This window comes from Gluconobacter sphaericus NBRC 12467 (assembly GCF_006539125.1).
GTDB lineage: Bacteria > Pseudomonadota > Alphaproteobacteria > Acetobacterales > Acetobacteraceae > Gluconobacter > Gluconobacter sphaericus.
In genome coordinates, this window is record NZ_BJMK01000046.1 from 1 (window position 1) to 12901 (window position 12901).

A 12901-nucleotide genomic window follows, 5' to 3' on the forward strand; every position below is an offset into this window, starting at 1 on the left:
CCTGAGGAAGCTGGAGCGTTTTTATGAAAGGGATGCGCCGGTATCGCCGGGTTCTGATGTCACTCGACTGCCTCAGATCATGCCGTTGCGAAAGAAGACGTTACCAAACTCTTCTCTATCTCCATAGGAAAAGCATGCAACTGCTGACGTCTTCATATTGATCATTTTCGTTCTTCAATAGGTTTCTACGCTACGAACATGACTCAAGATGCGGCTTGACCGCTGCTGTCCGCGTCAGCAAAGTCGGTTTTGCCTAAAAAGACAGCGATGCAGGTATGGTGATAACCTGTGGTCTCTCCGGAGACAGTCACGCTTGAGCGAATAAATCAGCTCTTGGCCATGGCCGGACACGACGAGGATTGGCCTTGTCCGTGGTCGGTCGTCGTTGTCCAGATTGCGACCGGCTCGTGTCCGTCTCACCAACGGAAAGACACAGTCATGAAGCTGAACCATATCAACCTTTACAGCCAAGATACTGAGGCTGATCGCGTAATGTTCGAACAGTATTTCGGCCTGCGCACTCTCGTTGTACGTGGGAGCACAATGGCCGTCCTACAGGACAATGATGGGCTGGTGCTGATCGTCAATCATTTCGACAACAAGCTAGAAGGCTTCGATTATCCCAGGCAATTCGACATCCTGCACATTGGCTTCATACAGAAGTCTCGCGAGGACGTTGATGCTCTCCATCAGCGTCTAAGCACTGATGGCTGGGAGGTGCAGGCTCCACGCAATGCACATGGCGCGTGGACCTTCTACTTCCAGGCGAAGGGAGGTTATTTTATCGAAGTGACGACATTAACGCCGGTTCGCCCCGAAGAAGCGTATCAGGAAAACTTATAATAATTCCCTGCATGAGCGGCTGAGTTATCTGAACTACCTGTCTGATTTGCGGTGCGGGATCAGACAGGCGGCAGTCGCCTGCAACGTGGACATGGGGCACGGCGACCTGTATTCCTATTAGCGGACGTGATTTAAATCGTAACACAGCACTCGGCTTGGGCCGGAACCGGACAGGTCGGTTTGCCGCAGTGAAATGCAGGAAGCAGACATAGAGTCTTCCAGTTGTAGACGATCTACATGGTTTGTGCGTTTCAGCCAAAGCAATCTGTCTTAGTGACGCTTGTAATTATTTCAACAACGCGAACCGTGATTGCAAAACAAGAACGAAGAGCTAGGCTGACCGCCATGAGACCCCTAATACTTACTCTGCTCCTGTGGGCTTCTGTTCCCGCCTCAGCGGCTACCATGGAGTGCACCGCTACAAACGGGCTTGCGGTCGATGCCGATGGCGCCCCTGACTCCTACCGCGTCGATGGACACGGCTTGTCAAGCACCTGCGACGGCGTGTTTGCCATCGTGAGCGGTCTGGCCCACACACAGAAAAACGACCAGGCGAATTGGCAGGGGCTCTGCAAACAGCAATGGGCAGAGGCCCAAGCCACCGACGATTATAGCAAGGTCAAAATCGTCGGTTTCCTGACCGATACAAAGAAGCGGCCGATCATCCAGTCTGCCGGTGACCCATTGCCGGGCAAGGCTTTCGTGACGATCAACACTTTGCCCATCCCCGGCACACCGCCCAGCTCCCAGCGCCACTACGCCAACGCCCGCGAAATACCCTATGTGGTCCTCTCCAACACTTACGCGGCCAAACACTCCCTCAAACCAGGGGATGTCGTCGCCGTCTACCGCCCGCGCACCGGCAAGCTCGCCTACGGCGTCTATGGTGACTGCTGTTCCCTAGGCGAAGCTTCCGTCCGCCTGCATCAGGACCTCGGGAACGATCCCTTGGTCACCGAGGCAGATGGCACGGTTCGTGCCAAGCGAGGCATTGGCGACCGGACCCTTTGGGTGGCACTTACCGGCGCTCACACTCACCCTACACTCGATTCAGCCGCCTGGCGCGCCGAGATCAAGATTGCGGGCGAAACCGCCCTGAACGCCTTGGGCGGCATTACTGCGCTCAAAGCCTGCAAGGCCCGCTGACACGTTTCCTGCTTCGGGCTCAGACCGGCTAATCTCCGCCTATAACTCCGCACTTAGGATAACCATCCGGGTCTCGCATGGCTGACGGCCGCTCCCGCCCTCATCCCTGACATTACGTCCCGCTGAACAGCTTTCTGCACAGCGGACGTAAGCAGCAAGGTGTCTCGTGATCGAATTGGACCGAAAGGAATGGCACGTTTAGAACACGATGCCTGCAAAGGAGAAGCTGGTCATGTAGCGGGCTTTCGCTCGGTCGAGACGAATTGCAGAAAATCCTTGATGCTGTCTTTTGGTGCGGTGGTTGATGCGTACGCGTCCAGTTTCAGTGAAGTGGCTGCAAGCAGGTCCATACACAACGACTCAAGCACACGTCGCCCGCCATGGTTGTCGGTAGCCAGGGTGTCAGCTGTGAGCGTCGATAAGGTGCCGTGAAGTATCCGAGATCGGCTTTCAACGATTGCTTTCACAACGTCTTCCACCTTCCAGTCGCTTCCAGACGGATAGGAACAATCAGGCGACAGACCATAAAAAGACGAAAATGCGTCTTTAAGACGAGAGCCACTATTTTTTGCACTTGCGGCCGAAAGAAGCACTTCTATTGCTGTTTCCAGCTTTGTAACTGCCACGGTGTCGAGAGGCTCCATAAGCCCTTCATGGAGCCAGTAGGCAGCATCGCTCCAACTCTGATCGAGCTTGGGCAACACAGCGTTGTCAGTGATGTAGGCTCTGACGCGATTGCCAATCGATACCAGTATAGGCATTGATTTCGTTAGAAATTGATCAAATGCGCCTGCAGAACAGCCAAGTCCAGGATCGCACCGTTGCGAACCAAAACGGACATTGCCACCAACCTTTGTGACGCTGCCGATTTTGCTTGGCAATGTCCGATCCGTAAGGCGAGCCATACTGCGAGAATAGTAGGAAGGGATCGCTATCTGGACAGCAGTGAGAGCAAGGTCGATGGCAATATTGGCCCGTTCCAATCCAGCTACATCATCGAAGCCATCGACAGTTACATCGGCAATCCAGTAGGCAGACTGACTTCTCATGAATTCTAATAGCGGCCCGTAGGACATTTCGTTAAGAGGATTCTCTTGGGAAATATTCTCGCGCTTGATCAAGTCTTCTTGGCTGTAAAATTTTACCGGTCCGACAGAGAATGAAGATGTGTGCTCAGGGATAATTCGGCATGGAATGCAATGCGTACAGGTGACGACTTTAGCCGCGAAGCGCTGCCTGACCTCCTTTTCAATAGCCATAACGTGATCTGGCGTCGGTACTGTGGTGAGGCAATTCTGGAAGGTAGCGACAATGGAATGTGCGACATGAACTGCGAGTCTTTCAGGCCTCGTACCGCGTCGATAAGTCGACTCTTCTGCCATCAGAATTGAAGTTAATTCGATGATTGCATTGACGCCTCTTTGCTTAAAGCCCCGCGCTTCTCCAGTATGAAGCCAATCTATTGCAAAGGAAATTTCGTGTTTTTGTAGCCACTGCTGCACTTGGTCATTGACAAGTATGGCATCAGGAACGGGCGTGATAACAAAATTTTGTAATGCACTTTTTGCCAGATCCTGCTTACGCACTTTGCTATATGACTTCATTATGTTTCTCGGATTGTGATAATTTACTAAAATTTGGTATGTATTCCTGATTGTAAACCTTATCTCCGCTCGCGAGGCACAGCGAATGTCCGCCTCCAAGTAGACGACATGAGCCATTCAATGACCGAATAGGCGCATGGCGCTTCCAAGCATCATACATGTGAATGGCAGCTTCTTACTTACCGCTTCCATCAGCAGACATACAGCAGTCGCCCGCATGTCAGACATTGAAATAGTGAAGGTGTCCGCCCAAAAGCTGACATTGTCAGGCGAACTGCCATAGGATCGCGTTTGGGACAAAAACCGCCGATCGCAAGCTGTGCTGGGAGCGGCTTGTCCTCATCCTACACCTGCCATTCATGAAACACTGATGTTCGATTCTCAGAATACGCTGGCCGGACCGGTAGGAGACTGTCAGGTTCGGAGAGACGAAGGTAAAATAGCTGACATTTAAATGGGTGGTGCGTACCGACTGGCGTTTCTCTGGCTAAACGATTTGCATTTGCCGGATTGGGGCAGGCAGCATAGAAAATGACGACGAAACATTCGTTTGTGGGGGCTGAATTGCAGATTAAAAATATCAGTGTTCGAGGGTATCGCACCATCAAAGATGAGCTCAGCTTTCCTTTGGACAGATTAATTACACTAGTAGGCCCCAACAATGCAGGGAAGACAAATACTCTGAAATCCATTCAGTTATTTTTTACTGGATATGAAAATAAATTAAATTATTCTTACGATCAAGACATATGCAGGGGTGAAAAATCTCTTCGTACTAACATACAGATTACAATTGGTGATTTTGAAGATAGTGATACTGTTGATCTAATTAAACAAATTAGATCAACTTTAGATGTTTCCGCTGGATCAGAAGCAGAAATAGTTTTGTATCTTACCTTTTCTGAAAATTCTAACCCAGTTTATCGTGTTTTTCCGAATGTAAGGCGACCAAAAGGAAGTGATGGCGCAGCTTATTCCAGGTTAGAAAAACGACTTTTTGAAAATATTCTTGCAAAATTCTCAATACACTACATTCCATCAGAGAAAAGTATTAGTGACCTTTATGAAGGTCTCGTCATGCCATACTTGTTTCAGCGGATGTACGACGTGCTAGCTCCAAATTTATCGGCGCTCGATATGGCCCTGATGCAGGCTTCCAAGGAAATCAATGAGGTTTTGGAAAGTGGCAGGCTTGGCTCTTTCAAAACATCCTTTGAGCTTCCTAAAGCGCCGAGCGATTTTTTTCGTAACGTCGAATTTAACTTGAAAGATGCAAATACGACTAGCGTGTTTCAGAAAGGTATGGGGATTCAGTCTGCAGTTTTGTTAAGCAGCTTTTGCTGGATTTCCCAACAGGAAAAATCAAATGGCAAACTTCCTTTATGGCTTCTTGAGGAGCCGGAATGTTATCTGCATCCAGAACTGGCGACTCAATGCCTGAGCCTTTTGAAAACCCTCTCCGCCCATTCACAAGTAATTGTGACGACCCACTCGCTTGGCTTTGTTCCTCAAGACCCAGAAAAAATCTTAGGCGTAAGTTTAGAGGCAGGTTGGACGAAGGCAAGTCCGTTCAAAACTTATCACGAGGCCACGAAGCAAATTCGAACATCCCTCGGGGTAAGGTTTTCAGATTATTATAATTTTTCAGAATTTAATATCCTTGTCGAAGGACAAACTGATCGAAAGTATCTAAATTTTGTTATCGAGGCCGTGAGATCAAATGAAGCCGAGTCAATAAATTTCCCTACACTCCTATCGAGTGGCCTCAGTATTCACGATTATGGCGGCGTTAAAGGAATCGAAGGATTTTTACGGGCAACATTCGAGTTTATCACAACTGAACGAGCTTCAATCTCTTTGCTCGATGGCGATGATGCCGGAGATAAAGCACGAAAGGATTTACAACAATTTTTTGGCCGAAAAGGTATCCCGTTTCAACCAAATGCAGACTTTGCAATCGTGAGAGATCGTTTCGCGATTGAAGGTCTATTGCCAGATGAGTGGATCAAAGAAGTAAGCGCTGCTCATCCAGGATGGTTAGAGGGATATGCAGAGGATGCAGCCGGAGCAATCCTTCCGTTTAAAGTAAAAGACAATAATAAAGAGCAATACTTCAATTGGTTTAAAAATAAGGCAGTTGATTCAGATATTAAAGAATGGTTTGACCGTTGGCGGCCAATACTGGATGTTTGCGAAAAATCCCTTAAAAAACAAGGCGAGAATCTTTATTAATAGCAGGTATTTTGAATGAATGGTGAGCAAACGCCGGTGTTTGGCTTGGTTAGCAGCGAATGTCTGCAACTGAGGTATCTATTTGCACTACTAAACAGCCAACTTGGGAGCGTAGCTGACCGGCATCTGCCGGACTTACGAGGGACCTGTTCTGGCGTGAACCGTCATTCCTAAACCTACTTGGAACGGCGTATTCCGGTCGTTTACTGTTGTGAACGCGGAAGCTGAAAATGGCAGAATTCAAGTAACTTCTTCCAATAACCGACATTCCGCTTCCCCCCCCCCATAGCCGCCGTCAGCTCTCCGGAATGTCCAGTTGGAATGTTGGGAATTCCAGCGCTTCGATAACGCTCTTCAGGTTCTGCACATCAATAGAACTGGTGTAGTTCATCGTCCCCTGACTGCGGTGTGAGGCCTCATGTCCCAGCACCCGGTCAATCCAGAGCTCGCGGAAGCTGGCGTTCTGATTGCGCAGCTTTGTGGAGACGGTGTGGCGGAAGCTGTGGAATGTAATTTCCGCTGGGAGGTCGAGCTTCGTTTTGAGTTTTGAGAACGCCTGCCCAAACGCAGCTCCTCGCACACCATCGCTTGATGTCGGCAGGTCCTGGAAGAGGAAGTACTGGTCGGGCTTAAGGAAGCTCATGACGCCAGCTTTGATTAGCTGTGAGTGAATGGGCACCAACCGGGTTCCCGCCGCAGATTTTGGAGACCATCCGTCCTCTTGATGTGGGCGGATATAGAAGCACGCCACGCCTTGCACATTCTCAATATCTTGGCTGCGCAGATTGCAGATTTCTCCCAGCCTCAGGCCTGTATAAAGGGCGACATTGACCATCCCCGCATAAGTCCTGCGGGAGATGCTACGATGCTCCCACTGTGCTGTTGTGAGCAGGGCCAGCTCTTCATCGCTCCAACAACGGCGTTCTGTCTTCTTCGTCGTATTGAAAGACCATTGCATCCATGGATTTTTGGGAACAATTTCGCGTTGCACAAGCGTGGACCAGAGGGACGATAAGCGAGAAAAATGGTTCTTCACGGTCTTACCGCTAACCGTTTCAAGCCCTTGCTCTTTCGCTGATTTTACCGCGTCCCGAATGGGAAGACGGTTCTTAGATTTTCCGTGCGTTGCGGGAAGGCCGAGGAGCAAATCGTGAAAGTCGCCTGCTGTTGTTCCCGTTACCTGATTAACGGGTAGGTCGCCAAAAGCTTCAATGAACAGGTCGAGCGTTGTTTTCGTACCCTTTATCGTGTCTGCGCTCTTGTTGGCGTCATTCAGGACAAAGCGTTGAGCCATCGCGCTGATAGTTTGGGACTTGGCGTTCTTACGGTTCACTTGAGCCGGAGATGGCAAAGCTTGAAGCGGTTCGCTTTCCGGCCCTTCTTCGACAGAGAGGGCAGGCGCAGACGTGATAGCGCTGCCTGAGGCTTTGATATCGACGACCAGTTTGCGAAGCCCCGCAATCTCATCACGCAGCATAGCCTCGCGGGTCTGCGTGACGGCCGTATGCAGTGCCTGTGTCTGCCTCAAAGCAGTGAGGAAAGCGTCGGTCTGTTCGAAGTGCCCTGCAATGACATCCAGAAAAATGTCGACCTGCTGCGTGTAAGCTTTCGTCTGGAGCGTCTGCTGGGCCAGTTCAAGGCGGTGCTTGGTCTGTTCTTCTTGCAGCCGGACATTGTGATAGTTTTCCCAATCCTTCACGAACTGCTCGTAAAAGCGGATGATATCAGTGGCGGTCAGGGCTTTTGATTTTGGCTCTGTTGTCATCCGCCGAATCTCCTCAAAGCACTCTCCGGTACGAGCATAGAGCAAGGCCGCCTTTTGTCGTGCCAGAAGCTTACTGGAGGTTTTTAGGGGATGCGAGACTTCGCCTCGACCCAGCCAAGGACGCAGGTCCAGAGGGACAGAACGCCTGAAATAATATTGCGATCCGACGATTCGCAGCATGCATCTAACTCTCCCAGAATGGGAAAGACTGTGGGACAAACGCCCATTTTAACGCCGAAGCGTGTTTTTCTCTGTCTTTTCAAGAGGTTAGTGGTGCGAGCTGCGGGACTCGAACCCGCACGCCCTTGCGGACTCGAGATTTTAAGTCTCGTGCGTCTACCATTCCGCCAAGCTCGCACACCCCTCATGCTGCGCGCAGCAGAGCGGTACCATTTTCTCTCAACCAGAGTTCCGCTGCAAGACGTCCTTTGCGGCCCTGTGGAATAAAACTGTCGACTAGGGCCCAGAAAGCAGGGCTGTGGTTGAAGTGTTTTAAATGGGCCAGTTCGTGGATGACCACATAATCGCGGATCTCCGGGGGAGCCATCAGCAATCGCCAGCTGAGCATGATGCGTCCCTGGCGTGTGCAACTGCCCCATCGGGTGCGGACATCACGTAGGTCGAGACGGGCAGGTTGCAGATTCATTTTCGTTGAATGGGTTTGGAGGGTCTGTGTCAGGCGTTCTTTTGCTATGGCCTGAAGAAAATCGCGGATGCGTCGTTCCGTGTGTGAGGCTTCTCCACTGACATGCAGTCCTTCTGCATCCAGCCAGCACCCGCGCCGGGCCATCGGTTCATGTAGGATAGGGATGTTTCTTCCTTCGATCATGACCTTTGAGCCGTCAGCGAGCGGCTGCTTTTCTGGCAAAGCGGCTAAAGCGCTGGTAATCCACTCCGTCTGCTGGTGGACGAACGCCAGTGCCCTGCCCCGGTCCATGCGCTCCGGAACCGTGATGATGACCTCGCCCCGGACGGGTTCGATCCGCAGCGTAATGCGCCTAGCCCGTGTCGAACGTTTCCAGATGAGCGGAACGGTCGGGGGGAGCATGGTCTCAGCCCTTGCGTTTCAGCACATGACAGAGCGGAGAGCGGTCTGGCCATTCCCCGGGCCAGTCTTCCAGATGGTCTTCCAGCGGTCCGGCGCGACGCTCGCTGATGCATCGGTCCTGGACCGAGGCACCAGAACTGTGAACGCCCTGTTCATGGCCCGTTCGCAGAGGATGCCAGTTCGGAAGGTCAAATCCGTCGCGTAGAAGACGATAGGAACAGCTGGGGGGTAGCCAGTCAATTTCGGCCAGAAGCTTCGGCGTGAGGGTCACGCAGTCGGGGACCTTGCGTTGGCGGTCGGCGTAGTCGGTACAACGGCAGGTGTGTGTGTCCAGCAGGCGACAGGCGACGTTTGTGTAAATGACCTCTTCAGTGTCTTCGTCGCGCAGCTTGTTGAGACAGCAGCGACCGCAGCCATCACACAGCGACTCCCACTGTTCGGAAGACATCTGGTCCAGAGAAAGGGTTTGCCAGAAAGGTACGGTGGGAGAAGTCATGGGTGGTCCAACAGGGCGCAGGCGGTGCAGAAAACAACCGCGAGCAGAATGGAAAGAAAAGCGGATGGTAGAAGGAGCGGAAACCAGATCAGGCGCAGACGTGTCGGTAGGTCGGCACCCAGTCCGACGGCGGCACGTGTTGTGCCTGGCGGCAGGGTCAGCAGGGTCGCCCCAGTTGGAAAGACGACTGCTGGCGCAATGAGCATGCCTTCCAGCCAGCCCAGATCGGAATGAATGTTGGCCAGCGCAAGGGCCAGTCCGGGGGCGGGCAAGAGCAGCAGCACTCCGAGACGTCGCACGACCGGAGCGGGCAGCGCACGCATGAGCAGCGCGATCACGGCGCAGGTCCCGAGAAGTCCTGTCAGGATTGCGGGCAGGTTGAGCCGTAATGCGAGCGATATCATGGTGTTTGTGGGGCGAAACGTGTTTCGAATTGTTGTTCGAGCGCTTCACCATGCTGGGACCAGAACGTGTCGCTGACAGTCAGGAACGTTGGCGTGTTTCCCGGCGGAACCGGTCCGGGCATATCTTCCAGATGGGGAGAATGCATTTTGAGCTGGACGAGTGTCCGGTGGGCACTGTCTTCTGGAACATTCGAGGGAATGGTCCAGAAGAGCGGCGTCCGCAGCACGTTTTGAGTGCCGGCAACGAAAAGCGAGCTCGCAGCCCCGGCCTGCACCCGGGAACTGACGCTAGTCACTTCCGTACTCGGTGCGCTTAGCATGAGGGCGCTGCTCTGTTCCATGATGCGTGCGGCATCGGCAGGCGTCGTCCACCACACGATATAAGGGCGAAGCAGGTCCAGCTTGCGGAAGGCGCGATCCACACCGGACTGCGTCGAAAGGGTAGGATAGATGTCCTGCGGTGCGACACCATCGGCCAGCAGGGCGATTTCCAGTGTTGTCCTGGCACCGAAATGCAGGCCCCGCCGCCCCGGATGGCGCGCCACGTCCCAGAAATCCTGCCAGCCTGGAGCTACTGCTATCCGTGAGCGGTCCCAGGTCAGGGCAAGGTCGCTGACGCCGCCCGGAATGCCGCAGGTGGAGCTGTCGTCCAGTGTGTGGACCCATCCACCCGCGCAGGCCTGCGTCAGCTGCGTTCCCGTGACGAGAATGGCCATCCATGCAGGTTTTGCGGTATGAGAGCCGATCTGGAGCGTTGTCGTCTGACCGTCCCATTCCACCAGACGCAGTGTGTTGTCACTGGAGGTGAGGGCATGCGCTGCAATCGTGCCTTCTGGAACGCCGAAGCCGGGTTCGGGGATAACGGGCGTAGCAGCGTGATGACGGACAGTTCTGCGACGGTGCCTGGAGTGTTCATGTCCATGTGCAAAAGCGGACCCCGGCATGAAGACGGAGGTGATGCCGTGTCCGACAGACGTGAAAAACGACTCGATGTCGGTGGCATCATGTGACGAGCGTGCGGATGCAGCCTGAGCAGCTGGTTGCAGGAACGACACAAGTAGCACGGCACAGAGACACAGTTGGCGAGGGCCACTCTTGCGGGGGACCTGACCGGATGTCTTGAAGACATGTCGCAAGGGGAAGGCGGATCGGGTCAGAACAGAAAGATCCTTGGAAGACGGGGTTTTCTGAAAAGGGAACGGTTTACGGTCGTCCGGACAGGACGGGCACACTTTAATACATCCCGGTACCGGGCGGAAAGGCTGTCGCATGGGCAGCGGGCCAGGCGAGCTGTACGGCGGTTCCCGGTACAGGGATTTTCTGGGCCTGAAGTGGCGGGCGGCGCAGCTCGATTTCCGTCCCTTCGGCGCAGCGGACCCGCATGCGGATATGATTCCCGAGATGGGTGCTGTCGGTCAGAATGCCGCGGACGGGCGCCTCCCCCTCTTCGTCCATGCCCAGGCCCTGGGCTCCGAAAAAAGGTGAAATCCGGTCGGGCCGGACACAGACAAGACATTCCTGTCCTTCAGTCAGATTTTCGGCAGCCACCGCGTCCACGATACCGCCACAGGCCAGATGAACACGGGCCACATCGTCGTCAATACCCAGAACCTGACCTGGCAGGGTGTTGGTCTCGCCAAAGAGAATCGCAACCTCAACGCAGTCCGGACGGTCATAAAGACGGGCGGCATCTGCACATTGTAAAAGCCGGTTGTCATGAAAGACGGCAATTTCTCCCCCGCCGCGCAGGGCATCCTCGCGGCGCGATACACTCTGGATCACGCTCAGATTCAGGGCGCGGGAGAGGGTGCCCAGTAGGATCGGGATGCGGCGTGCGGCATGGGGATCGAGCGTATGAAGCGGATCATCCAGAAGCAGTACGTCCGGAGACGTAACAAGGGCGCGGGCCAGCCTGGCACGCAGGGACTGTTCGGGGCTCAGCTCCGCAGGGCGTAGGCCGGCGATGCCGTCCAGTCCCAGAAGAGAGATCATGCGGCCTGCGGCGGCACGCGCTTCGGTTCTGTTCTGTCGACTGGCGCGCAGTCCGAAGGCGATGTTGTCGCGCAGGTCTAGATGAGGGAAAAGTGGATCCCGTGGGCTGACAATCCGCATCCGGCGCTCTGCCGGAGCGCGGGAAGTGACATCATTACCGCTGACCGTAATGATCCCTCCCAGTTGAGGCAGAAAACCGGCCAGAACATCCAGTAGACGCGACAGGGCCGCAGGTTGGTTGCCAAAGAAGGTCAGTGTCGTGCCTGGCTGGAGCGACAGGTCGACCGGTGGCGCATCAATGGCTGCGCGCAGGCCTGCTACTTCCAGCACCGGCTTGGGGCGGGGCTGGCGGGCGCTCCTCTGCTTGGGAGCCATGCGGGAAACGCCTGACAGGCCTGACATGCAACCTCTGGGAGAATGGATCGTTATAGGCGAAACAAAATCAGGCCAGGATATATCTGACCGGATATTCAAGAAGGGGTTTGAACATGAGCCGTAAAAGCGTCAAGGATAACATTGAAGTGGCAACCGAGACCACGCAGGCTCAGATCGACGGTCTGCGGCACCAGTTGCAGGAACTGCTGAACAACCGCATCAACCCCGCTCTGCTCGACGCAGCGGACCGCACGGACCATGCCGTTGCAAATGCCCGTAAAATCACGGATCATGAAATCGAAAATGTTTCGACGCGTGTGCGGGCGCGTCCGATTGCAGCCGTTTTGATTTCGGCTGTTGTCGGTTTCCTTGCCGGCCGTTTCTCCAAGTAACAGCCCGGTTCTTTCCAGGCAGGGGACGGGCGGCATCTCGTCCGGCCCCGTCCTGAAGAAGAGGCAAGCGACTTTCCATGAAGCCTATCGAACTCGGACAGGATGTCCTTTCAGCCCAGGGGCAGATCCTTTCCCGCTCTGCAATGCGAATCGGCCGCAGGGTGGCCTATGGTATTGTTGCTGCAGTTTTCCTGTTCTTTACGGCGATCTCTTTTCACGGGTTTCTTTGGGCGTTTTTCATTGATGTCGCCGGTTTGAGCTATGTGAAATCAGCCCTGTGTGTGATCGGCGTTGATCTTCTGTTCGTCGTGATTTTTGGACTTCTGGCAGCCCGCTCGATACCGGATCCGGTCGAGATTGAGGCGCGTATCCGCCGTGACCGCAAGTTGGTCGAGTTCAAGCAGTCTCTAGCTATGGCGGCGCTGACGGGGTTGGTCTTCGGACCAGCCGGCCGTTTCACGATTGCCCGTCTGTTTGCCATTGTGCGGAATTTGTTCGGTCTCAGAAAATAAGCCATTTTATTGCGGATATTGGTCAAAGCCATATAGTCAGTCTCCGTGTAATGGCGTAAGCACTTCGCCAGCTACCGACTCTTCTCTTATTT

Annotated in this window: 12 protein-coding genes, 1 tRNA gene and 1 pseudogene; 5 read left to right on the forward strand and 9 right to left on the reverse strand. The window is 53.8% G+C overall.

Going from position 1 to position 12901, the window contains the following annotated elements:
• The first annotated feature begins 438 nt into the window (after window positions 1-438).
• Entirely contained in the window at window positions 439-843 is a 405-nt protein-coding gene (locus tag GSP01_RS13455) for a VOC family protein (RefSeq protein WP_141354322.1), read from the forward strand.
• A 345-nt stretch (window positions 844-1188) separates the two neighbouring features.
• Complete coding sequence (locus GSP01_RS13460) at window positions 1189-1989, forward strand: glycoside hydrolase family 75 protein (protein WP_167495561.1); 801 nt, start codon at window positions 1189-1191, stop codon at window positions 1987-1989.
• 230 nt (window positions 1990-2219) lie between these two features.
• Here GSP01_RS13460 and GSP01_RS13465 read toward each other — a convergent pair whose 3' ends face one another.
• Entirely contained in the window at window positions 2220-3593 is a 1374-nt protein-coding gene (locus GSP01_RS13465) for a hypothetical protein (RefSeq protein WP_141354327.1), read from the reverse strand.
• Between the two features lie 531 nt (window positions 3594-4124).
• Between GSP01_RS13465 and GSP01_RS13470 the strand changes: the two genes are divergently transcribed.
• Window positions 4125-5825, forward strand: a complete 1701-nt coding sequence (locus tag GSP01_RS13470; protein ID WP_141354329.1) for an ATP-dependent nuclease — start codon at window positions 4125-4127, stop codon at window positions 5823-5825.
• A gap of 295 nt (window positions 5826-6120) precedes the next feature.
• Here the strand turns inward: GSP01_RS13470 and GSP01_RS13475 are convergent, their stop codons facing one another.
• The 8 genes and pseudogenes from GSP01_RS13475 to GSP01_RS13505 form a co-directional block, all read right to left on the reverse strand.
• The gene (locus GSP01_RS13475) at window positions 6121-7590 is read right to left on the reverse strand and encodes a tyrosine-type recombinase/integrase (RefSeq protein WP_228124002.1); all 1470 of its coding nucleotides are present in this window, start codon (window positions 7588-7590) and stop codon (window positions 6121-6123) included.
• A gap of 12 nt (window positions 7591-7602) precedes the next feature.
• Window positions 7603-7770, reverse strand: a pseudogene (locus GSP01_RS15500) (DUF6538 domain-containing protein); the annotation flags it as partial.
• Window positions 7771-7861: 91 nt separating this feature from the next.
• Window positions 7862-7947, reverse strand: a tRNA-Leu gene (locus GSP01_RS13480).
• A 7-nt stretch (window positions 7948-7954) separates the two neighbouring features.
• The gene (locus tag GSP01_RS13485; protein WP_141354333.1) at window positions 7955-8638 is read right to left on the reverse strand and encodes a M48 family metallopeptidase; all 684 of its coding nucleotides are present in this window, start codon (window positions 8636-8638) and stop codon (window positions 7955-7957) included.
• A gap of 4 nt (window positions 8639-8642) precedes the next feature.
• Entirely contained in the window at window positions 8643-9134 is a 492-nt protein-coding gene (locus GSP01_RS13490; RefSeq protein WP_141354334.1) for a YcgN family cysteine cluster protein, read from the reverse strand.
• Window positions 9131-9538 carry a hypothetical protein gene (locus tag GSP01_RS13495; protein ID WP_141354336.1) on the reverse strand — a complete coding sequence of 136 codons (408 nt, stop codon included), beginning with the start codon at window positions 9536-9538 and terminating at the stop codon, window positions 9131-9133. The genes GSP01_RS13490 and GSP01_RS13495 overlap by 4 nt, the downstream gene beginning before the upstream one ends.
• Window positions 9535-10602, reverse strand: a complete 1068-nt coding sequence (locus GSP01_RS13500) for an extracellular solute-binding protein (protein WP_373320109.1) — start codon at window positions 10600-10602, stop codon at window positions 9535-9537. Before GSP01_RS13500 ends, GSP01_RS13495 begins: the two co-directional genes overlap by 4 nt.
• A gap of 169 nt (window positions 10603-10771) precedes the next feature.
• Window positions 10772-11932, reverse strand: a complete 1161-nt coding sequence (locus GSP01_RS13505) for an ABC transporter ATP-binding protein (protein ID WP_141354340.1) — start codon at window positions 11930-11932, stop codon at window positions 10772-10774.
• An 86-nt stretch (window positions 11933-12018) separates the two neighbouring features.
• On the opposite strand from GSP01_RS13505, the gene GSP01_RS13510 reads away from it, so the two are divergent.
• Both GSP01_RS13510 and GSP01_RS13515 read left to right on the forward strand, forming a co-directional pair.
• Window positions 12019-12297 carry a hypothetical protein gene (locus tag GSP01_RS13510; protein ID WP_141354342.1) on the forward strand — a complete coding sequence of 93 codons (279 nt, stop codon included), beginning with the start codon at window positions 12019-12021 and terminating at the stop codon, window positions 12295-12297.
• A gap of 77 nt (window positions 12298-12374) precedes the next feature.
• The gene (locus tag GSP01_RS13515) at window positions 12375-12809 is read left to right on the forward strand and encodes a hypothetical protein (protein ID WP_141354344.1); all 435 of its coding nucleotides are present in this window, start codon (window positions 12375-12377) and stop codon (window positions 12807-12809) included.
• Window positions 12810-12901 lie beyond the last annotated feature (92 nt).

Excerpts from the sequence above, each read along its gene's own strand:
- GSP01_RS13475 (WP_228124002.1), bottom strand. The coding sequence starts at position 7,590 with ATGACAACAGAGCCAAAATCAAAAGCCCTGACCGCCACTGATATCATC.
- GSP01_RS13470 (WP_141354329.1), top strand. The coding sequence starts at position 4,125 with ATGACGACGAAACATTCGTTTGTGGGGGCTGAATTGCAGATTAAAAAT.
- GSP01_RS13490 (WP_141354334.1), bottom strand. The coding sequence starts at position 9,134 with ATGACTTCTCCCACCGTACCTTTCTGGCAAACCCTTTCTCTGGACCAG.
- GSP01_RS13460 (WP_167495561.1), top strand. The coding sequence starts at position 1,189 with ATGAGACCCCTAATACTTACTCTGCTCCTGTGGGCTTCTGTTCCCGCC.
- GSP01_RS13505 (WP_141354340.1), bottom strand. The coding sequence starts at position 11,932 with ATGTCAGGCCTGTCAGGCGTTTCCCGCATGGCTCCCAAGCAGAGGAGC.
- GSP01_RS13495 (WP_141354336.1), bottom strand. The coding sequence starts at position 9,538 with ATGATATCGCTCGCATTACGGCTCAACCTGCCCGCAATCCTGACAGGA.
- GSP01_RS13515 (WP_141354344.1), top strand. The coding sequence starts at position 12,375 with ATGAAGCCTATCGAACTCGGACAGGATGTCCTTTCAGCCCAGGGGCAG.
- GSP01_RS13455 (WP_141354322.1), top strand. The coding sequence starts at position 439 with ATGAAGCTGAACCATATCAACCTTTACAGCCAAGATACTGAGGCTGAT.
- GSP01_RS13485 (WP_141354333.1), bottom strand. The coding sequence starts at position 8,638 with ATGCTCCCCCCGACCGTTCCGCTCATCTGGAAACGTTCGACACGGGCT.
- GSP01_RS13510 (WP_141354342.1), top strand. The coding sequence starts at position 12,019 with ATGAGCCGTAAAAGCGTCAAGGATAACATTGAAGTGGCAACCGAGACC.
- GSP01_RS13465 (WP_141354327.1), bottom strand. The coding sequence starts at position 3,593 with ATGAAGTCATATAGCAAAGTGCGTAAGCAGGATCTGGCAAAAAGTGCA.